General features: G+C 70.3%; 22 protein-coding genes. All 22 read right to left on the bottom strand.

Features of this window, described 5'->3' with window-relative positions:
* Nucleotides 1-113: 113 nt before the first annotated feature.
* Nucleotides 114-1,289: an OmpA family protein gene (locus ACOFKW_RS09225; RefSeq protein WP_419813857.1), complete on the bottom strand. Its 1,176-nt coding sequence runs from the start codon at nt 1,287-1,289 to the stop codon at nt 114-116.
* A 150-nt stretch (nt 1,290-1,439) separates the two neighbouring features.
* Nucleotides 1,440-1,937, bottom strand: a complete 498-nt coding sequence (locus ACOFKW_RS09220; protein WP_419813856.1) for a DUF2793 domain-containing protein — start codon at nt 1,935-1,937, stop codon at nt 1,440-1,442.
* A gap of 13 nt (nt 1,938-1,950) precedes the next feature.
* Nucleotides 1,951-4,152, bottom strand: coding sequence for a phage tail protein (locus ACOFKW_RS09215; protein ID WP_419813855.1), 2,202 nt, complete (start codon nt 4,150-4,152; stop codon nt 1,951-1,953).
* Between the two features lies 1 nt (nt 4,153).
* The gene (locus ACOFKW_RS09210) at nt 4,154-4,582 is read right to left on the bottom strand and encodes a peptidoglycan endopeptidase (protein ID WP_419813854.1); all 429 of its coding nucleotides are present in this window, start codon (nt 4,580-4,582) and stop codon (nt 4,154-4,156) included.
* Between the two features lie 41 nt (nt 4,583-4,623).
* Nucleotides 4,624-5,460, bottom strand: a complete 837-nt coding sequence (locus tag ACOFKW_RS09205) for a DUF2163 domain-containing protein (RefSeq protein WP_419813853.1) — start codon at nt 5,458-5,460, stop codon at nt 4,624-4,626.
* Nucleotides 5,457-7,730: a phage distal tail protein, Rcc01695 family gene (locus tag ACOFKW_RS09200; protein ID WP_419816918.1), complete on the bottom strand. Its 2,274-nt coding sequence runs from the start codon at nt 7,728-7,730 to the stop codon at nt 5,457-5,459. Before ACOFKW_RS09200 ends, ACOFKW_RS09205 begins: the two co-directional genes overlap by 4 nt.
* Nucleotides 7,730-8,284, bottom strand: coding sequence for a tail tape measure protein (locus ACOFKW_RS09195; RefSeq protein WP_419813852.1), 555 nt, complete (start codon nt 8,282-8,284; stop codon nt 7,730-7,732). The genes ACOFKW_RS09200 and ACOFKW_RS09195 overlap by 1 nt, the downstream gene beginning before the upstream one ends.
* Nucleotides 8,277-8,423, bottom strand: coding sequence for a phage tail assembly chaperone (locus ACOFKW_RS09190; RefSeq protein WP_419813851.1), 147 nt, complete (start codon nt 8,421-8,423; stop codon nt 8,277-8,279). Before ACOFKW_RS09190 ends, ACOFKW_RS09195 begins: the two co-directional genes overlap by 8 nt.
* Before the next feature lie 64 nt (nt 8,424-8,487).
* Nucleotides 8,488-8,790 carry a GTA-gp10 family protein gene (locus tag ACOFKW_RS09185; RefSeq protein ID WP_419813850.1) on the bottom strand — a complete coding sequence of 101 codons (303 nt, stop codon included), beginning with the start codon at nt 8,788-8,790 and terminating at the stop codon, nt 8,488-8,490.
* Entirely contained in the window at nt 8,787-9,194 is a 408-nt protein-coding gene (locus ACOFKW_RS09180) for a phage major tail protein, TP901-1 family (RefSeq protein ID WP_419813849.1), read from the bottom strand. The genes ACOFKW_RS09185 and ACOFKW_RS09180 overlap by 4 nt, the downstream gene beginning before the upstream one ends.
* A 1-nt stretch (nt 9,195) precedes the next feature.
* Entirely contained in the window at nt 9,196-9,567 is a 372-nt protein-coding gene (locus ACOFKW_RS09175; RefSeq protein ID WP_419813848.1) for a DUF3168 domain-containing protein, read from the bottom strand.
* Complete coding sequence (locus tag ACOFKW_RS09170) at nt 9,564-9,803, bottom strand: hypothetical protein (protein ID WP_419813847.1); 240 nt, start codon at nt 9,801-9,803, stop codon at nt 9,564-9,566. The genes ACOFKW_RS09175 and ACOFKW_RS09170 overlap by 4 nt, the downstream gene beginning before the upstream one ends.
* Nucleotides 9,800-10,108: a hypothetical protein gene (locus ACOFKW_RS09165; protein WP_419813846.1), complete on the bottom strand. Its 309-nt coding sequence runs from the start codon at nt 10,106-10,108 to the stop codon at nt 9,800-9,802. The genes ACOFKW_RS09170 and ACOFKW_RS09165 overlap by 4 nt, the downstream gene beginning before the upstream one ends.
* Nucleotides 10,109-10,181: 73 nt before the next feature.
* The gene (locus ACOFKW_RS09160) at nt 10,182-10,706 is read right to left on the bottom strand and encodes a head-tail connector protein (RefSeq protein ID WP_419813845.1); all 525 of its coding nucleotides are present in this window, start codon (nt 10,704-10,706) and stop codon (nt 10,182-10,184) included.
* On the bottom strand, nt 10,706-10,987 hold the full coding sequence (locus tag ACOFKW_RS09155) for a hypothetical protein (protein WP_419813844.1): 282 nt from the start codon (nt 10,985-10,987) through the stop codon (nt 10,706-10,708). The genes ACOFKW_RS09160 and ACOFKW_RS09155 overlap by 1 nt, the downstream gene beginning before the upstream one ends.
* Before the next feature lie 89 nt (nt 10,988-11,076).
* A complete protein-coding gene (locus tag ACOFKW_RS09150; protein WP_419813843.1) occupies nt 11,077-11,445 on the bottom strand; it encodes a hypothetical protein in 369 nt (122 codons plus the stop codon).
* A gap of 27 nt (nt 11,446-11,472) precedes the next feature.
* Complete coding sequence (locus ACOFKW_RS09145) at nt 11,473-14,154, bottom strand: hypothetical protein (RefSeq protein WP_419813842.1); 2,682 nt, start codon at nt 14,152-14,154, stop codon at nt 11,473-11,475.
* A gap of 71 nt (nt 14,155-14,225) precedes the next feature.
* Nucleotides 14,226-15,359 (bottom strand): phage major capsid protein, encoded by a 1,134-nt coding sequence (locus tag ACOFKW_RS09140; RefSeq protein WP_419813841.1) that lies wholly within the window; start codon nt 15,357-15,359, stop codon nt 14,226-14,228.
* On the bottom strand, nt 15,349-15,780 hold the full coding sequence (locus tag ACOFKW_RS09135) for an HK97 family phage prohead protease (RefSeq protein ID WP_419813840.1): 432 nt from the start codon (nt 15,778-15,780) through the stop codon (nt 15,349-15,351). The genes ACOFKW_RS09140 and ACOFKW_RS09135 overlap by 11 nt, the downstream gene beginning before the upstream one ends.
* Entirely contained in the window at nt 15,780-16,082 is a 303-nt protein-coding gene (locus tag ACOFKW_RS09130) for a DUF6127 family protein (RefSeq protein ID WP_419813839.1), read from the bottom strand. Before ACOFKW_RS09130 ends, ACOFKW_RS09135 begins: the two co-directional genes overlap by 1 nt.
* A complete protein-coding gene (locus ACOFKW_RS09125; RefSeq protein WP_419813838.1) occupies nt 16,079-17,188 on the bottom strand; it encodes a phage portal protein in 1,110 nt (369 codons plus the stop codon). The genes ACOFKW_RS09130 and ACOFKW_RS09125 overlap by 4 nt, the downstream gene beginning before the upstream one ends.
* Before the next feature lie 24 nt (nt 17,189-17,212).
* Nucleotides 17,213-18,481 carry a DNA-packaging protein gene (locus ACOFKW_RS09120; RefSeq protein WP_419813837.1) on the bottom strand — a complete coding sequence of 423 codons (1,269 nt, stop codon included), beginning with the start codon at nt 18,479-18,481 and terminating at the stop codon, nt 17,213-17,215.
* Nucleotide 18,482 lies beyond the last annotated feature (1 nt).

Genomic DNA, 18,482 nt, shown 5'->3' with positions numbered 1-18,482 from the left:
GGCGTAGCTCCCCGGGTCGCGCCGGGTAGAGCGCTTCGTCGTTTCGATCTTTGCCACATAGCAAAAGGGCCGCCCTTTCGGGCGGCCCTTCGCATTTCAATATCCCGAGACGCTTACTGCGGCGTGCAGGGATAGGACGGAGCGGCCGGTGCGCCACCGAAGGTGATTTCCACGCGACGGTTCTGCGGCTCGCGCACACCATCGGCAGTTTCGACCAGCGGACGGCTCTCGCCGAATGCCTCGGTGGTGATGACGCCGTCGGGAACACCCTTCGAAGCCATGTAAGCCTTGACCGCATCGGCGCGGCGCTGCGACAGGCCAACGTTGTAGGCATCGGTACCCGACTTGTCGGCGTGACCGGCGAGCGAAACGCTGGTCTGGCCGGTTGCGGCATACTGCTCCGCAGCACGGTCGAGAACGGCGGCTGCTTCGGCGGTGACGAGCGACTTGTCCCAATCGAAGAACACCAGGAACGGTCCAGGGGTCACAGCGGCTGGCGGGCAAGGCGGCAGCGGCGGCGGCGGCGGCGTCACAGGTGCCGGCGGCGGCGGCGGCGGCGGCGGCGGCGCATCGGCACCGAAGTTGTAGGTCAGGCCGACCAGCACCGAGTGGCTGCGGAACTTCGACTCAGTCTCGAGACCATTGACCGTGAAGGCCTTGACCTTGGGAACCGTGAAGAAGCGATACTTGAGCGACAGGTCGACGTGCTCGCTCAGCGGCTTCCGGATGCCGGCGATTGCCTGGTAGGCGAAGCGCGTGTCGCTGTCGTCCATGAAGGCGGCGCCGTACTTGCGGAGCTGCAGTTCGCTGAGCTTGACGCGAGCGATACCGGCACCACCGCCGACGAAACCGCTGATCGCACCTGGCTCCTTGCCACCGAAGTCGAGCAAGGCGTTGAGCATGAACGACAGAACGCGGCTGTTGCCGTCTGCTGCCGAGTAGTTGCCCGTGGCCGGAACGCCGACCGCGCCGTTGAACTGGCGCAGCGGAACCGCACCGTTCACCTGGACGCTATCGAGGTTCGCATCCTTGTAGCCGACTTCGAATTCAGTCCGCAGCATGCCGAAATCGTAACCGATGTTGGCATCGACGTCGTAGCCATACTCATGGTCGAGCTTGACGGCGTTGTTGGACGTCGACGTGCCCGCGGCGTTGCGGATGTCGAAGCGCGTGTCCTCGACCAGCATGCCACCGGCATCGACGCCGATGTAGAATGAACCGTCCTTCGCAAAGGCCGGCCCTGCGAGTGCTGTGGTGGCCAGCGCCAACGCCACGGCAAATTTCCGCATTGTGTAATCCCTCTCTTAACTAGCTGTGCTTCTCTCGAAGCGCCCCTAACGTCCTAACTGACGCTCTGTACCCACGCAAGTCGCGAATAAGCCTACATGTTGCAAAGAAACAACAGTTGGCGGCGAAGTATATCCCGTGAGCATCCGCCATCACAAGACTATAGCCGCAGCACGCAACGCTGCCTGCAAGGCAGCCAAGGCCGCACGTGTTTCAATATCGATAACGGTTCCGCCGACTGGAACCGTCACCGTAGTTGGCGCCGAGGCCAACGCCAGCCGAGCGCCGATACGAAGCCCGGCGACCGGCCAGCCATCGTCGCGCCATCCCGCGGCCGTATAGACCGCAAAATGCTGGGCGTCTCGCAGCCAGGCCACGCATCCCTGTCGAGGGACGGTGAAGCGCCAGCCGCCTTCGGTCCAGAACGCCACCTGCCCCGTCTTGCCGGTCCAGGCTCCGGTCGATGACGCGCCAACGATCCATCCGGTTCCACCGACTGGCGCATTCGGCGGCACCGCAAGCATCGCGGTCTCGACCGACAGGTGGAGCAGCGTGTCGATCGCAGTCACCGCCTCGTTGTGGGTCACCTCCTTCTGGGCCTGGGCGGTCTGCAACAGCGGCAGCGCATAGCGATCCGAAACTTCGGCCATGATCGATCTCCAGTCAGGACAGGATGAATTGGGCGGTCGTGACAGTGCCGGGCAAAGCGCCGGTCTGAGCCACCGACAAGGTAACGGCGGTGCCGGATGCCAGCCCGTCGGCGCTGCGCATCGCCGCGGTGTAGCGCCAGCCCGCCACCGTCGCGGTTGCCCGGCGCACGACACCGCCGGCGCTGGACAGCGTCAGTGCGTAAGCCTCCGTCTCCTCGGCGAGCGGGGCATCGACACCGTCGAGCCAGCCGAACCCGGCGCGACTGCAGCGCACCCAGCCGAACACCAGGTCGCCACCATCCACGTGACCGCGCACGAAGACCGGGGCGAGCGGCCGCAGCGCCGTGCCCGCCAGCACCAGCGCCTGCGCCGCCGCCCCCACGTCTCCGGCGCCCTCCGCGCGCAGTCGCAAGGTCCGTCCGACCTGCTCGACGTCGAGATCGACCGGCAGCAGCCGATCCGCATCGAGCAGCACGAACCGCGTTCCCACCGGATGCACCGCCACCGGGCTGCCGCGCCGCCCGCGAAGCAGAGTGGCGAGGCGAAACACCCCTGGCGCCAATGCCATGACCTCGGCGAACTGAACCAGCTCGTCGCCGATCAGCGCCAAATTCGCGCCGCCCAGCACCGCGGCCTCGTCGCGCCCCTCCAGCCACATCGCGCTACCGAGCAAGGTCACGTCGCAAACCCCGTTGCGATCCCACAGGCTGACGCCGCCGCTTGCCAGCCCGGTCGCCAGCGTGCCGATGATGCTCGGCGCGGCGATCATCCCGGCTGCGGTGTAGCTCCCACCGTCGTCGAGGCTGATCGCCACCGGTGCCCGCCGCCACCCGGGCGATGCACCTGCCGCCGCCAGCCACAGCCGCGGTACCGTCGCCAGCGCCCCCGGCAGCGGCGGCAGGTCGAGGACCTCCAGCACCGTCGTCCCCGCCGCCACGGCGACACTCTCGTGCACCCGCCCGCTATCCGCCGGACCCGAGGCCAGGCTGCCGACGCCCTGCCGCACCAGTTCCAGTTCGACCGCGAAGCCACTCATCGTCCAGCGCCGCACCCGCCACGGCACGGTATCGCCGGGCCGCAGTATGGTAGTACCGGCGCGTACCGCCAGCGCGCGCGGCGGCAGGTTGACCGTCGCCGTCGTCCGCGCCGCCGCGGCCCGCGCCAGTACCGACGCCGCCAGATGCTTTGCCGCGACCGCGTCCAGCGCCAGCGGCGCATCGAGCTGCAGCACGGTCCGCGCCGGTGTCCGCCGCACCGCCCGCTGCAGGCCCGGCTGATAATCCCGCATGATGTCGTAGAAGCCCAGCGCCAGCGCATCCGCGGCGGCGCTCGACGGCGCCAGCCCCTCGACCCGCGCCCGGTGCGGATCGCCGCCCGCCGCCGTGCTGCCATAGTCGCCTGCGGCCGGATCGACGCCCGCCGCGGCAGGTCCCGCCCGCAGCGTCAGCCGCTCGCCATCGTCGGCCAGCGTCAGGTCGAGCAGTTCGACCAGCCCGCCGAGCTGCGCCCGCACATCGCCGGCCCGCGCCGCGACATGACCGCCGAGTGCCGGGAAGGCCCCCGCCACGCCGACCCCGCGCAGCCCGCCTGCGTCGCACAGGTCACCGACGACGCGCCCGCCGTCGAGCGCCTCGTCGGCGACGACCTCGAAGGTCAGGTTCGGGATGCGATTGCCGAACTCCGCCAGCGCCAGATCTTCGAACACCACATAGGCCAGCCCGCGGTAGGCCGGGGCGGCGCCCTCTGCGGCGATCAGCAGCGGGTCCGCCGGCTGGCCCTCGCTACCGTCGTGCAGGCGGATCACCGCCGGCAGCACCGCCGCCCCGCCGGCATCGCGCATCAGCTTGCCATCGGCCCAGATCCGCCTGGTCCGCAGCACCGCGCGTGCGCTCAGCGCCACCGCGAACGATGCCGTATAGCTGTAGCTGGTCGTCTTGGTGCCGTGCTTGCCGCCGCCTGCGGTCGAGGCGTGCTCGACGATGCCGCTCGTCCAGATCAGATTGCCCGCCACCCGCATGCTGCCGTGCAGGCGCGGGATCGGGTCGCCATAGGTCGACGCCTGCACCGACAAATTGCCGGCCCGGGCCCCCTCACGCGCCTTGCCACCGCCGCCGAAGATCGCGCGGTCGGCAAAGCCCCCCAGGAACGTCCCGAGGATGCCGCCGATCGGCCCGCCCACGGCCCGGCCGATGGTGCCGAAAACCAATGTCGCCATGTCAGCCCTCCTGATTGCCGGATCGATCGTCGGGGAAGCGCCACGCCGCGACGATCGCCCAGCCCGGATCCACCGGCGCCTCGACCACCCGCCGCAACCCGGCATGCGCGTGGACAAGCCCGCCGGGCGTGACGATGCCGAGATGCCGCCGACCCGCTGCCGGGGCTGCGACCAGCAGGTCGCCGGGCTGCGGGATCGCCACCACCACGCACCCCAGCGCCACCAGCGCCACATCGAGCGCCGCCTCGCCGTCCCCGCCCAGCGTGTAGCGCGGCGTCACCGCCCGCACCCCGACCGCCGCCGCGGCGACCAGCGCCACGCCGATACAGTCGAGCCCGACACCGGGCAGCCGGCCCTGCACACGGAACCGTGTCCCGACGCAGGATCGCGCCGCGGCGACGATGGCCGCGGCATGACGATGCGAAGTCACTTCCCCCTCCCCCCTTCCGGGGAGGGGTACAGGCAAAGCCCTCATCCGATTTCGAAGCGGGTGAGCAGATCGCCGCCCGGCACATGCGGTTCGCCGCGAAAGTTCAGAGCATTGGCAAAGCGCCCGCTGCACGTGGCAAAGCGCTTGTCGCAGCCTTCGCGCAGCTCCAGCCTCGTCCCCGCCGCGACCGCGAACGGCAGCGGCTCGAACAGCTCGATCCACCCTGCCCCGCCCGAGACGATGCGCGCATCGATGCCGGCGTTGTCCCCCGAGATCGCCCGGCAGCGCCCCTGCGCGAAGCGGTCGAGGTCCGCGCCCGCGCCGCCGACTGTCAGCCGCGCGCCGTCCTGGGCGATCGCCGCCGCGCGCATCGTCAGCGGCGCCAGGTCGACACGGCACCGCCGATCACCCAGCTCCGCCCGGCACTCCGGCGAATAAACCTCGATGCACAGCGCGTCGAACGCCGCGGTCGGACCGCGCAATTCGGCGGTGAAGCTGCCCCCGGCGCCGCTCGCCGCGCGCGCCACCTCCCCCAGCGTCCCGCGCGCCAGCGGCAGCGTACCCGCCTCCAGCGCCGCCCAGTCGACCATGAAGACCTTGACCGAGGCGCCGTCGTAGCGCCCCGAGCCAAGGTCGCCGGCGGTGATCGACCCGGCGCTGAGCGCGCCCGCGACCTCCATCGTGTCGACCTCCAGCCCGTCGCCGCTGCTGATCGCCGAGGGCAGCATCCCCGGCGCGCTGGCGTGGCGCAGTCCCGCCACCACCAGGTCGCGGTCATGCGTCGTGAAGCCCAGCGCCACTCCGTCGGCGCGGACGATGCGCCAGCACAGCGCCAGCGTCGTCACTTCGGGAGCCAGCCTTGCAGCAAAGCCGCTCATGCCTCGCGCACCTCGACCAGCGGCACCGAGGGCAGGTCGCCAGCCCGCCACGCCGCCAGCCCGACATCGATCCGATCCTCGGCAAAGCGTACCGGTACGTCGAAGTCGAAGCTGGCGGTGACCGTCGCGCCACTCACGGGGGCGGTGATGAAGTCGACCGCCCCCAGCACACCCAGGCTCCACCCCGTCGCCGGAACGCCATCGACCAAGACCCGGACGCTACCCGGCAGCGGTCGCGTGATGCGCCGCAATTGCGCGTCTTCGCCAAGGCCGTAGGTCCGCACCAGTTCGAAGCGCGTCCGCACCCCGTCGCCGCTGCCCAGCGCCTCGGCCACGCCGGCATGGTCGAGCGGGTCGTTGAAGCGGAAGCCGTGCGCCTGTCCGCGCCGCGCCCGGAAAAAGGCGATTAGCGTCGCCAGGTCGGCCTCCGACCGAACACCGACCCCGGCATCATAGTGCAGCCGCGCATCCGCCCAGCCGCTGTTGCGCTGCTCATAGCCCGAGCCGGTGGTCACCACCTGCGTCGAGAATTGCGGCCCGCCGGTCGCGCCATAGCCGAGCTCCAGCGGAAAGCGCACGTCGTGAAACGCCGGCATCGTCTCGTCTCCCAGGATGTCGAAGGTCGTGAAGCCGTCGCGCGCCACCTGCGGCCAGGCCCAGACGAAGGTCTCGGCGGCGTCGGCCCCTGCGGCGGCCTCGGCGATGCGCGGCCAGTCAGCGGCGGCGGTAGCGGCGGTCTCGGCGTAACCGGCGAAATAATGCTGCGCCGCCAGCGGGTAGCCGAGCGCGGCACCGACGGCGCGGGTCCGCCCCTGTCCGGCGAAGTCGCCGCGAGTGACGAACTCGTAATCCTCGAGCTGGAGCACGTCGAAGGCCGGGCGCGTCCAGGCGGCCGGCAGATTGGCGCGGATCAGGTCGGGACGATCCGGGCGCAAGACCTGCGGCGCATAGAATAGCAGCAGCGTCTCGTCCGCTGCCGCCGCGTCGCGCAGCGCCAGCGTCGCCGCGCCCAGCCTGACGCCGAGCCAGTCGAGGAAGTCGCGCTTGGCGCTCGTCGTCATGCTGCGGACGTCGCGGATCTCGGGCGCTGCCAGCCCGGTCGCGGCGGTGTAGGCGGCCAGCGTCGCGGCATCATAGGCGCACAGGCGATTGCCCTGCGACACCCACCACCATGGCTCGCCGACCTGGAAGCGGACGCGCTGCCCTACCGCCCGGGCCAAAGCGGCGAACCCGGCGGCGATGCCCTGCAACCACGCCATCGCGACCGGACTGCACGGCGACAACAGCGTCGAGGGTGGGGTATAGCCGGTCAGCGCGGGTGCCGCGTCGGCGTCGCGCTGCTTCCATGCCGCCGGACAATGCTGGTCGAGCAGCTCGAACGATAGCGACAGGATGACCTCGAAGCCCAGCGCCTTCGCCTCGCGCAGGAAGCTCGCGTGCCACGCCGCAGCCGGAGCGCAGATGCCCGCCGCAGCGGTGTAGGCGGCCCCGTCCCAGGCCAGCGCCGGGAAGTGGCTCATCCCGACATAGTGATTGATCACAGCGCCATAGCCGCAGTGCAGGATGCCGCGCAGCAGCCGTGCCGGAGTAATGTTGTAGCTGTCGTCGTAACCCGTCGCGATCCGCAGCCGGTGCGGCGGCACGAAGGTGTCGCCGATCTCCAGGCACGACCGCGGCCCCTCGCAGCGCATCTCGGACAGCTCGACCCAGCCCGCCTGCGGGACGCCCAGCGGCACGTCGATGCCGGTGAAGCCCGCCGGGACCATCGACACGAACATCCGGTCGATATCGCCGGCCCAGACCGGATCGGCCTCGCCGGGCAGCACGAAGCCGCCGCTCAGCGAGTCGAAGTCCAGCGCAATGGTGCAGTCGTCCGGGGCGCCGGTCGCATAGTTCCACAGGCGGACGTACCAGTTCCGCGCCGTACCCGCGGCGTCGCGCCCCTCGATCGTCAGGACCGGGCCGTTGACCGCATCCAGCGCCATCACCCCCGAACTGCGCCAGCGAAACGCCAGGCTGCAGCCGCGATAGTCGCGATCGGTGGCATAGGCGGTCAGCGCGTGATCCCAGCGGTCCTCCGACGCCCAGATCAGCCCGGCAAGATCATCGGCCTTGAGGAACGCGAGGTCGACGCGCAGCGCCCGGGGGCCGGTGGTGGTCACCGCAGCGATCACCGGGCGGGGAAAATCGACCGTCCAGAAGCGCGCGTCGAAGCGCTTGAGCCAGTCGCGGCGCTGCTGGTCGGCCGTCGTGGCAAGCCAATGTCCGATCATCCGTCGCTCCTCGCCAGCGCCAGCCGGACGGCGCGCGCCACCTGCGCCCCGGTGCGCTGCATCACCGCCGGGGCGGCATCGCGCGGCGCCGCGACATTGACCGTGATCGACACCGCACCGCGCCCGCCGCCCAGCGGCTGAATCCGCCCGGCTGCAGTCGGCACGAACAGCTCCGGCCCGCGCTCGCCAACCAAATAGGCACTGCCTCCGGTCACCGGCCCGCCCGTCGCCCGCCCCGGCTTGCCGCCGAACAGCGATCCCGCCGCCGCGGCCAGCGAGCCGAGCAGGCCGCCGCCCGCTGCCGAGACGTCGCCCCGCGCCGCATGGACCGCGATGTCCGCCAGCGCCGCCACGGCGACACGCTTAAGGTCGTCGAAGCCGAACTTGCCACTGGTCACCGCGCGTCCCAGCGCCCGCTCCAGCCCGCGCCCGGCGCTGTCGATCCCGCTCGCCAGCGGCCCCTCCAGCTGTCCGCGGATATCGGCCACGCCCGCCGCGAAGCCACTGGTATCGGCGCGCACCTTGACCACCAGGGTGTCGAGATCATCCATCCGGAAACGTCTCCATCAAGCGGCCGAGCGCCGCGCCGTCCGCTGCCTCGCCGACCGGCTCTACCCCCAGCGCCAGGCGCAGGTCGGCCGGGGTCGCAGCCCAGAATGTGTCCGGCCCCCACCCCAACCGCTGTGCCACGGCGGCAGCGAGGACAGCAGCGCCGGCGAACCCCTCGCCCTCACCCTCGGGGGGAAGGCAGCAGCTACCGCCCACTCAGGATCTGCCCCAGCAGCACGCGCAGCGCCGGAGTCGCCGCCGCCAGCCCGCCCGTCGCCAGCCCTTCCGAGAATTCCGCCCGCGACCCCGGCGCCCCGACTGCGCAGTGCCACATCAGCCCCGCCAGCTCCGCCAGCGTCAGGCCACCCCCCGCCGCGCGCTCGACCAGCGCGAACAACGGCCCCAGCTCAGCCTCCGCCGCGACCAGCGCCGCGAACGTCGGGCGCAGCGTCAGCGCCACCCCGCAGATCGAAATCGACGCCTCGCCGCGAACCGGATTGGCACTCATGATACCACCACGACGCCGCTGCTCTCCAGCGCCAGCGTGTAGGTTCGCTCGCCATTGAAATCGCCGGCATAGTCCAGCCGCGTGATCAGGAACGCCCCCGTCAGCCGCTCGCCGCTTTCGAAGCTGACCTGGTATCCGTCCAGCGTTCCCGCCAGCGCCGAGGCCTTGACGCGCGCCTCCGCCGCCGAGCCGGAGAACACCCCCGCCCCCGACAGCGACACCGACCGCACCCCCGCCCCCGACAACAGCTCGCGCCAGCCGCCGGAGCCCTTGTTGGTCACCACCACCGTGTCGGCGTTGATGCTCAACTGCGTCGTCCGCAGCCCGGCTATGGTAGTGTAGACCGGCGGCGTCGCGCCATCGCCGACCTTCAGCAGGAAGGCGCTGCCCTTTTCGGATGCCATGTCAGATCTCCTCGGTTCGGATGCGAAATTCGGCGATTCCGTGGCTCCAGCCCTCGGGATCGCGGCTCGTGAAACTGCGCAGGAACAGCACGCTGGCGATGCGCTGCCCGCCCGCCGTGCCGGCCAGCGCGGATACCGCCGACTCGACCTGGGCGAGTAGCGCCTTGCACCGCGCCACCCCCGGCGCATCATCCCAGACGGCGACCGACACCCGGTGCTCGCGCCCCGCACTGGTCTTGGTAGACCAGTCGCTGCTCAGGTCAGGGCCGATAACCAGATAGGGCGCTGCCGCCTCGACCGGCACGCTGTCGAAGACCGGCGCGATGCTCGTCAGAACGCCACGCAGCCGCTGCTGCACGAACACCCCGCTCATCGCCGCACCAGCCGGGCGACCCGCGGATCGGCCGCCCGCCGCCGCGATCCGAAGGCCCGCGCCCTTAGGCCCGGCGCCTCCAGCACGACATCGTCGCCAACCGAAGTCACCGTGACGCCGGGCAATTCCGCCGCCGCCGCCGCGACCAATGCCGCCCCGGCCCGCCGCGTCGCCGCTCGCGCCACCGCGACGCCGCGAGCCTCTATGGCTCGCAGCAAGTCCTGGAATGCCGTCATCCGCGATCCTCCACCAATACGGTCGTGCGGTCCGCCAGCCGGTGATCGGGCTCGAGCCGCAGCACGCTCAGCTTGCGCCCCCGCCACAGAAAGCGCGTCGCCAGCCCGATGCCCGTGCGCGCCCTCAGCGTCAGGCGGTACCGCGTCCGCGACACCCGCCCCTCGCCCAGCACGTCCGGCCCGCCATCGACCGGCACCAGCCCGCCCCACACGTTCCCGTCGCTCGTCCAGACCCCGGCCTCCGGGTCACCCGCCCATTGCTCGACACCCAGGCGCTCGGTGAGCAACCCGCTGAATTCGGTCATAGATCATCCTTGCTACCCGAAGGGTCCGGCGCACAGCGCCGGGGAGAAGGCGCGTATCGCTAAGGCGCGCCCGCTAGATCGAGATCCGCCGCCACGGCCGCCACAGCGCGCTCACCCCAGCCGGCAGCGCCGTCGCATCCGGATCGTCGCGGTGAGTGAACAGATGCGCCGCCATCCGCACGATCCCGGCACGCAGCGGCTCCGGCACGCCGTTCCAGCTCGCCGCGAGCCCGGCCCGCCCGGTCACCGTCACGCGCGCCGTCGCATCGCCGCGCAGCAGCCGGACCCACCCTGCACCAGCCAAGTCGATGTCGACCTCATACGCCCCACCCGGCAGCGCCCCGGCCGCGTCGGCCAGCCCATCGATCGCCACCACCGGCGCCACCGCCAGCCGCTGCCAGTCGCCGCTCGCTGCAACCGTCTGGGTGAAATCACGCGCGATCAGCCACTGGCCGGTGAACGCCTCCGACAGCGCCGCCGAGGCGCGCACAAAGCCTCCGATCACCGCATCCTCGCTCGACGCATCGACGCGCAGGAACGCCTTGACCTCCTCGACCGCGACCGGCGCAAAGCCGGCGGGGAACAGCTCGGTAAGCATCAGCGCTGCTCGACGCGAAGCGCGATACCGCGCTCGTCGATCCGCCCATCGCTCAGCGTGACGCGGTTCGTCACCCGGTAGACATGGCCCGGCACGCCGCCACCGAGCGTCGCGCCACTACGACGATCGCCGCGCACCGTCGCGTTGACGACGACGCCGTCGGTCTCGGCGGGCTCGACGCTCCACGCCGATTGCACGATCACCTGCGTGCCCAGATAGCCCGCACCCCAGTCGACTGCATAGTCGATCGAGGCGGCGGGATCCTTCAAGAAGAATGCCATTGCGGTTCCTTTAGCTGCCCCTCCGCGCGTGCGGGCAGGGCGAGGGACGGCGCACTAGCGCCATCCCGGGGACGGGCATCGGGCTCACCTCACACCGGCGAATTGACCTCGACCGACCATGCGCCAAAGCTCACCGTGCCACCGGCAGGCAGCGCCTGAGCCGGGCAGGTCGTGACGTACAACAGCCGCGAGGTCGCCGGATCGAGCAGCGCGACATGATCGGCCGTGCCCGCAGCGACGATCGCCAGCCCGGCCTTGGCGGCGACCGTCACCTTGCGCCCCGATACGTCCCCGGCGGCGAGCGCGTAATCGACCCCGGTCAACGCCGCCTCGGCCAGGCGTCCGCTGTCGGCGGCGGCATAGCTTGCCGGTTGTCCGCTCAGCGCGACCATGCGCGTCGCCGTGGCGACGATGTTCAGCGCGCCGTCGAGGACGTCGTTGTTGACGAACTTGGCCATGAGTATCTCCTTAGGATGGTTGGAAGATCAGTCGTGCGGCACGAATTGCACGCGCACTTCGCCGGCGATGCGAACCAGCCGCGGCGACCCGAACAGCAGTTCGAACGGCTGGTCGGGCAGCACCGCCGTCCCGGCATCGCGCGTCGCCAGCCGGGCCGAAAGGGCGGCGATCGTGACCTGCCCGAGCCCCAGCAGTGCCGCGCTGCCGACCTGCGCCAGATGTCCTCGAGCGGGCGCCAGGCTGCCACCCCAATGGATCGCTGCTGAACCGGAACGGCTCGACGACCGCCCCTGAGCGGCGACCAGCGTACCGCGCCAGCCCAGCGCAACCGGACCGGCCAGGCTGTTCGATCGCGCTTTGCCAGGGGCCAGTGTTACAGCAGCGCCACTCTCGACGCTGCCAACCGTAAACGGAACCATGCGGGTTGTACCGCCCAAGTCGCGGTCGATGGACGCGCGTAGTCCGCGACCGAGCAACACAGACCCCGGCGGCGGCTTGTAGCTGCCGCCACCGGTCGTCGGACTGCCGGCGTTCGAGCGATCCGCCGGCCAGCCCGGCACGCCGCCGACTGCCTGGACGCTGCGCCGCCCGAAATATTCAAAGGCAAAGTTGCCGCCACCCAGGCGTCCGAAGTCGTGATTTGCTTCCCAGCCGACGCCGTAGGTGATGCTCCACGTCTCGACCATCTGCGGCCGGTAGCCGGTCGGGCCGGCGACGCCGCCGCTGGTCCGCACCGCCAGCGTCGTCGGGTCGTTGAAGGCGTCGTGCTTGGTCGCCGCCCAGTCGAAACTGTTGTTAGCGACACGGTTGCCGATCGCGACATTCAGCTGGCCATTGGCCTCGGCAACCGTCGTCGGTACCGGGTCGGAGTAGAACAGGTTGCAGCGTTCGCCGATAAAGCTGTTACCTTCGATGATGTTATAGCTCATCACCGCCGAACCGTCTTCGCCGGCGGAGAAGAATGGCTGCGGGTCGGCGCCGATCCGCTCGCACAGGTTATTGGCAAAGACGGCGCGCCGGATGCTTGGCAGCGTCGTGCCGGCGGCGGCCGCCGAAGCGCTGGTGATGACCCAGACGCGTCCCTTGACGCTGCGCAGATCGACGCCGGCGACGACGCTGTCCTCGACCGCACCGATATCCGACGTGCTGTTCCAATGGCCGGCGCCGTTCTCGGCATTGGTCACGGTCGCGTCCTCGGTGGCGGGGATCAGCCGCCCGCCGAGGATGCAGACGCCCTCAGCGCGCCGCGAGAACTCGCAGTTGCGGAGCAGGCCGAAACGCAGTGTCGTGCCACGGAACGCCGTGCCGCTTTTCCACCAGCGGCTACGCGTCGCCGCGAGATTGGCAGCGGCTGCCGGCGTTGCGGCGGTGATCGGCGCAACCGAATTGGTTTCCTGTCCCGACTTTCCGCGGACCTCGACATTGTCGAGCCAGAAATAGGCCTGCGCCGTCGACGCCAGCGACGTCGTGCCGGTTTCCAGCGTCAAGCTGCGGAGGATCAGCCGGTTGACCTTCAAGCCCGTCGCGGTGCCCGTCGCCAGCACGCAATTGGCGCGTGGCGCAGGGTCGTCCGGGTCGCCTTCGATGATGACGCCCAGCTCGGAGGAGCTGGCGCCGGTCGTGATCGTCGTCGTTCCGACACCGGCATGGTTGCCCGCTGCCAATACCAGCCGCGCGCCATCGGCGGACCTTACCGCCGCCGTGCCGCCGTTCGCGGCTGCCAATCCACGATTGGCGAGGTACAATGCCTGGATTGCCGTGGTAATGTCCCGTGGCCGGGAGGCCGATGCGATCGCCCTCGCCGCCGCCAAGTCATTGGCGACCATCGCCGCGACCGCGGTCGCGGTACCCGCTGGGTCGATGAACAGGACCTGCCCGCCATAGCGCGTACCGGCGGGATCATAGCCGACGACGAATGGCGCTTCCGCTTTGCTGGCATAACCGGCAAAGTTAAGGCCGCTCATGCTGGCGCTGCCGGCCGGATCGGTAGAGCGCATCGCGCCGAGCCACGGGTAGACCTCGGCATCGCAGCGCAACAGGCCCGCGGTCAGGCCCGGCGCCGCGACCGGGTCGATGGTCGCGGCATAGACGCTCACGCTATCGTCGTAGCGAGTGCTGCTCGTCTGCGCCGTCGCCCAGGCGGTGCGCGTCGTCGTGCCGTCGGTAACACGGAACCTGACCCCGGCGACCGGCGCCAGGCCCTGCGGATGATGCGAAAAAACCGTCAATTCCAATGTGAACGGTCCGGTCGCCCGCTGATATGGGACGTCGGCCCAGCGCATGATCGGCATCGCCGCCGCGACGGTCGAGCCGTTGCCGACCGGGGTGGTGCCCGCCGCTTCACCAGTGCGCCAGCCGGCCAGCATGGTCAGGGCAAGCCCCGTGTCGGTGGCATGGATCCAGTCGCTCAGCGCCAGGCGCACGGTGATGCTGCCGTCGCCATTGTCGGTCTCGTCGAGAACCGGCGTCGTCGGCGACAGCGGGTTGACCGGTTTGCGGAGCGGCTTGGTGGCGATGATCGACCGCGCCAAAGTCGTGGCGGTCGCCGTGCCGCCCGCCGGCGCATAACCCGGGTGGTTGCTCACAAGGCTCAGCTTGGGGATCGCGTCAGGTGTCAGCGCATAGCTGGCGAAGCTGCCCGGCGTCGCCGTCAACGTGATACGCAACACCCAGCCGTTCGCTTCGATCGCTGCATTCAGAATGGTCATGAGGTCCTTTCCCCCCTCCCCCGCCCGGGGAGGGGTGGCGCATTGCGCCTTGGGGTATGATGTCGACCGCGCTAGCTGACCGCGAACTTCATCAGCTTGATCGCCTCGGAATTGACCACCGCGCCGCCAACCCGGCGCGTCGCATAGAATTGCACGAACGGCTTGTTGGTGTACGGGTCACGCAGCACCGAGGTCTCGGCCCGCTCGGCGATCAGGTAACCAGCCTGGAAGTTTCCGAACGCGATCGACAGGCTATCGGCGGCAACATCGGGCATCGCCTCGGCTTCGAAGACCGGATAGCCGAGCAGGGTTGCGGGCTGGTCCGCCGCGAGCGCCGGCTGCCAGATGAACGCCCCGGTCGAGTCCTTGAGCTTGCGGATCTTCGCCAGCGTCGACGAATTCATCACCCAGCTCGCGCCCGGGCGATAAGGCGCACGCAGGGCGTGGACGAGATCGATGAGCTTGTCCTGTGGATTGCTCGCCGCAAAGGCCCCGGCAGCGCCGCTGGCGATATACTGCAGCGTCCCGAAAGCACGCGTCGTATCGTCGGTCACGGCAACCGGATAGGTGATGAAGCCCTTTGGCCGGGCGACGCCGCTGCCGGTGACGAAGGCGACGCTCTCGGCGCGGGCGAACTCGTTGCCGATCTCTCCGGCCAGCCAGCGCTCGACGTCGAACATCGCATCGTCGAGCATGGTCTGCGACGCGGCGGGGTTGGCGTACAGTTCACCCATCGGCGGCGCGATCTCGATGAAGGTCTCGACGCCGGTTTCGGGTCGGCCCGCGGTCTCGGCCACCCAGCCGCTGGCGACGCCGCCGACCGCAATCAGCTTGCGGTAGTTGACGCTGCCGATGCTGACGACGTTGGCGATGCGCCGGATCGGTGAAACCGCCTTCAGCGTGATGTCGATCAGCGCGTCGATCTCGCGCGGTACCGCGACGCCGCCGTCGGTGGCATTGGTGGCGTTGAGCGACTTGACCTCGGGGGCAGCCTCCAGGCCCTTGCGCAGGTAGCGCTCGACGAAGACGCTGCGGCCGCCGTCCTCCGCCTTGGCGCCGCTCAGCGCTGGACGGGCAAGCGGGCGAGCGTTCAGCCGGGCGACATCGGCCTGTAGCGAAGCGACATCGGCGGCCAGGTCATGCGGCGCGAGGGTCACCGTGTCGAACGCGGTGTCGAGCGCGTCGGCCTTGATTTCATAGGTCATTTGTCGGTTCTCCTGTGGACGACTGGATGGCGATGACGCGGGCCCGGGATTGCATCGGGAAGGTCACCAGCGAAACTTCGAGCAGTTCGAGGTCGGTCAGCACCCGCACCCCGCGGGCCCGGTCGGGCACGCTGGCGCGGACGCGGTAGCCAAAGCTGAGCCCGTCGATCGCGCCGACCTTGAGCAGCGCCGCCGCGTCGCCGCCGCGCCGGGTATCGGCAGCGATCCGTGCGACGACCCGCAGGCCGCGGCCATCTTCGCTGAGGCGCTCGATGTACCCGATCGGCTCGTCGACGGCGTGTTGCCAGAGCAGCGGCAGGCGGCGCGCGGCGATGATCTCCCGGGCAAAGGCTCCGGCCCGCACGACATCGCCGCCGCTGTCCGCGATGCCGAAGATTGAGGCGTACCCCGCGAGGCGCATCACAGCCGCACCCCGCCGGACAGCCCGAAGCGCACCGCCAGGCCGAGCACCAGCAGCGCGATGGCGCCGCGCACCGCCCAGCTCACCACCGCGCGGATCGCCGAGGTCTTGGCGTCGCGCCAGCCCTGCACCAGCTGGCGCAACTCGATGATATCCTTGCCCGCGTCGGCGTCGTGCAGGCCGATCCGGCTGAGGGCGCGGGTCGCCCCGGCCTCGCTGGCAGCCTCCGCGACCTCGACCAGTGCCGCTGCGGTGGCGCCCTCGGCTGCAGCCCGGGCCATGGCGCCCGACAGGCCGGTCATCGGCCGTGATCCAGGCCGAGCATGGTGCGTTTCTCGGCATCCGACAGGAAGGCGGCGTTCGACACTTGGGCCCACAGCCGCTCGCGGTCCGCCGACAGCGCGGGGATCGAGTCGCGGTCGAGGGTCAGGCTCAGCCCAGGCCACCAGTCCTGCAAGTGCAGGGAAAGCCCCGCGAATATCTTCGCAGCCAGCGGCAGCAGGGTCAGCCGCCACAGCGCGACATTGGCCTCCCGGTAATTGGCATAGGTCGCGTCGCCGGGCAGCCCGAGCAGCATCGGCGGCACCCCGAAGGCCAGCGCGATCTCGCGCGAGGCGGTGTCGCGGACCCGGACGAAGTCCATCTCGGCGGGGGTGAGCGACAGCGGCTGCCAGGTCAGGCCACCCTCCAGCAGCATCGGGCGTCCGGCGTTGGTGGCGCCGGAATATTGGTCCGCCATCTCGCCCTTGAGGCGGGCGAATTGCGCCGCCGACAGTGCCGAACCATCTGCCGGCGCATAGATCAGCGCCCCCGACGGGCGCGCTGCGTTGTCGAGCAGCGCCTTGTTCCAGCGCGCTGCCGCGTTGTGCACCTCGACCGCCGCCGCCGCTGCGCCAAGGCAGCCGACGCCGTAGTGGTCGTCGAGGGGATGGTAACCACGCAGGTGCAACAGGCCGGGCGCCTGCCCGCGCGTTTCAGCCGGATAGCGGGTCACGGCGTCGCCGGCGCGGTACAGGTAGCCGGTCGGCCAGCCGTTGATATCGGCCTCGACCGTGACGCGCTCCGGGCGGAGCACGTACAGGGCCGCGGGCAGCCCGCCGGCGCCGCACGCGACCTCGACATAGGCGTTGCCGTGGAGCAGCAGGTTCGCCGCGATGGTCTCGACCAACGTTGCGTCGTGGATCAGCGCCAGCGCCGGGTGGCCGGGCGGATTGCTCGTCACCGCCGCCCCTGCGACGCTTTCGGAGACCAGCCGCACGGCGCGCTGGGCGACCGGGTTCGAGAGATAGGCGGCGCGCACCAGCGTCTCGTAACTGCGCGGCGGATCGGCCTGGCTCCACGCCGACAACCACGGCGCGACACGCGTCTGCAGCGGGCGCGACTTGCGCCCGAACCACGGGAATTGCATGATTTTCTCCTGAACGAAGGCAGGTTAGAGGCGGCGCACCCCGGGTTCGGCGCGAACCTTGGCGAGCATCAATTCGGTCAGCGCCCAGACCAGCGCATCGGCGCGGTCCGGTGACCGCCCGGCGCCGGACCAGCCGCCGCCCGCACTGAGCCCGCACAACTCGTCCTCGAGCAGCGGGAACGGCTCGGCATGGCGGACCTTCCCCGCTGTATAAAGGCCGGCCACCGGCTCGGCCCGCGCGACCTTGCCGACCGAGGCGCGCACCGACTTGATGTTGAGTTCCGGCGCCACCGCGAGCAGTACCGAGGCCACCATCGCGCCGCCGTTGTTGACTTCGACCACGACCAGGTCGGCATCGAAATCGTCATAGGCAGCGGCCACCGCGCGCGCCCATTGTTCCGGCCCGACGCCCTGCACGGTGCGATCCGCCAGAACCACGGCGGTTCGCTCGGTGGTCAGGCCGACGACGATGATCCCGCAGGCATCGCAGTTCGGGCCGGCCCCGGCGGGCGGATCGACCCCGATCACGGTGCGCACCGGTTGCGGCGCGACGCCCTCGATCCGACACGCCTCGATGAGCGCGCGGCTCCACAGCGCGCCTTCGACTTCCTCGATGAATTCACCGTCGAGCTCCTGCCGGCCGAGCGTGGTGCCGCCGTAATCGCGGACCATCGCGTCCAGATAGGTTTGTGCCAGGTTCTGGGCATTGTCCGTCGTGCGGCCCCGCGTCAGCACCGTGCCGGCCTCCGCGTCGAGCGCCTTCAGCCACGGCAGCGGTTTCGGCGTCGTCGTCAACAGCAGTCGTGGTCGCAATCCGACGCGCAAAGCCATGCGCAGGGTGGCCAGCGTAACCTTGCCGTCGGGCCAGCGCGCCACTTCGTCACCCCAGGCAAAGCTGAACTCCGGACCGCGCAGCGTGTCGGGCTCCTCGGCCGAGAACAGCATGGCGCGGCTATGGTTGGGCCAGCACAACAGGCGGCGCGACGGCTCGAAGGTGATCGCCGGATTGACCGCCAGCAGTCCCGCCGCACCCTCGACCATCACCGATCGCGCGTCGTGGGCGGTCGCGCCGACCAGCGCGATCCGCGTTCCGCCATGCGCGCTGGCGACCGCGTTGACCCACTCGGCGCCGGTCCGGGTCTTGCCGAAACCCCGGCCCGCCAGGATCAGCCAGGTTGTCCAGTCACCCGGCGGCACCGCCTGACCGGGGTTCGGACGGAAGTGATTGGCGACCTCGATCCGCAACGCCTCCGGGATCAGCGGCACCAGTTTCGCCGCCTCTTCGGGCGACATG

It is taken from the genome of Glacieibacterium sp. (genome assembly GCF_965200405.1).
Lineage (GTDB): Bacteria > Pseudomonadota > Alphaproteobacteria > Sphingomonadales > Sphingomonadaceae > Glacieibacterium.
The sequence above is the reverse complement of the archived record's forward strand: the minus strand, read 5'-3'. Positions and strand labels throughout refer to the sequence as shown.

What these genes read in the sequence shown, in the direction of transcription:
- ACOFKW_RS09225 (WP_419813857.1), bottom strand. Translation starts at nt 1,289, where the DNA reads ATGCGGAAATTTGCCGTGGCGTTGGCGCTGGCCACCACAGCACTCGCA.
- ACOFKW_RS09220 (WP_419813856.1), bottom strand. Translation starts at nt 1,937, where the DNA reads ATGGCCGAAGTTTCGGATCGCTATGCGCTGCCGCTGTTGCAGACCGCC.
- ACOFKW_RS09215 (WP_419813855.1), bottom strand. Translation starts at nt 4,152, where the DNA reads ATGGCGACATTGGTTTTCGGCACCATCGGCCGGGCCGTGGGCGGGCCG.
- ACOFKW_RS09205 (WP_419813853.1), bottom strand. Translation starts at nt 5,460, where the DNA reads ATGAGCGGCTTTGCTGCAAGGCTGGCTCCCGAAGTGACGACGCTGGCG.
- ACOFKW_RS09195 (WP_419813852.1), bottom strand. Translation starts at nt 8,284, where the DNA reads ATGGATGATCTCGACACCCTGGTGGTCAAGGTGCGCGCCGATACCAGT.
- ACOFKW_RS09185 (WP_419813850.1), bottom strand. Translation starts at nt 8,790, where the DNA reads ATGAGTGCCAATCCGGTTCGCGGCGAGGCGTCGATTTCGATCTGCGGG.
- ACOFKW_RS09180 (WP_419813849.1), bottom strand. Translation starts at nt 9,194, where the DNA reads ATGGCATCCGAAAAGGGCAGCGCCTTCCTGCTGAAGGTCGGCGATGGC.
- ACOFKW_RS09175 (WP_419813848.1), bottom strand. Translation starts at nt 9,567, where the DNA reads ATGAGCGGGGTGTTCGTGCAGCAGCGGCTGCGTGGCGTTCTGACGAGC.
- ACOFKW_RS09170 (WP_419813847.1), bottom strand. Translation starts at nt 9,803, where the DNA reads ATGACGGCATTCCAGGACTTGCTGCGAGCCATAGAGGCTCGCGGCGTC.
- ACOFKW_RS09165 (WP_419813846.1), bottom strand. Translation starts at nt 10,108, where the DNA reads ATGACCGAATTCAGCGGGTTGCTCACCGAGCGCCTGGGTGTCGAGCAA.
- ACOFKW_RS09160 (WP_419813845.1), bottom strand. Translation starts at nt 10,706, where the DNA reads ATGCTTACCGAGCTGTTCCCCGCCGGCTTTGCGCCGGTCGCGGTCGAG.
- ACOFKW_RS09155 (WP_419813844.1), bottom strand. Translation starts at nt 10,987, where the DNA reads ATGGCATTCTTCTTGAAGGATCCCGCCGCCTCGATCGACTATGCAGTC.
- ACOFKW_RS09150 (WP_419813843.1), bottom strand. Translation starts at nt 11,445, where the DNA reads ATGGCCAAGTTCGTCAACAACGACGTCCTCGACGGCGCGCTGAACATC.
- ACOFKW_RS09145 (WP_419813842.1), bottom strand. Translation starts at nt 14,154, where the DNA reads ATGACCATTCTGAATGCAGCGATCGAAGCGAACGGCTGGGTGTTGCGT.
- ACOFKW_RS09140 (WP_419813841.1), bottom strand. Translation starts at nt 15,359, where the DNA reads ATGACCTATGAAATCAAGGCCGACGCGCTCGACACCGCGTTCGACACG.
- ACOFKW_RS09135 (WP_419813840.1), bottom strand. Translation starts at nt 15,780, where the DNA reads ATGCGCCTCGCGGGGTACGCCTCAATCTTCGGCATCGCGGACAGCGGC.
- ACOFKW_RS09130 (WP_419813839.1), bottom strand. Translation starts at nt 16,082, where the DNA reads ATGACCGGCCTGTCGGGCGCCATGGCCCGGGCTGCAGCCGAGGGCGCC.
- ACOFKW_RS09125 (WP_419813838.1), bottom strand. Translation starts at nt 17,188, where the DNA reads ATGCAATTCCCGTGGTTCGGGCGCAAGTCGCGCCCGCTGCAGACGCGT.
- ACOFKW_RS09120 (WP_419813837.1), bottom strand. Translation starts at nt 18,481, where the DNA reads ATGTCGCCCGAAGAGGCGGCGAAACTGGTGCCGCTGATCCCGGAGGCG.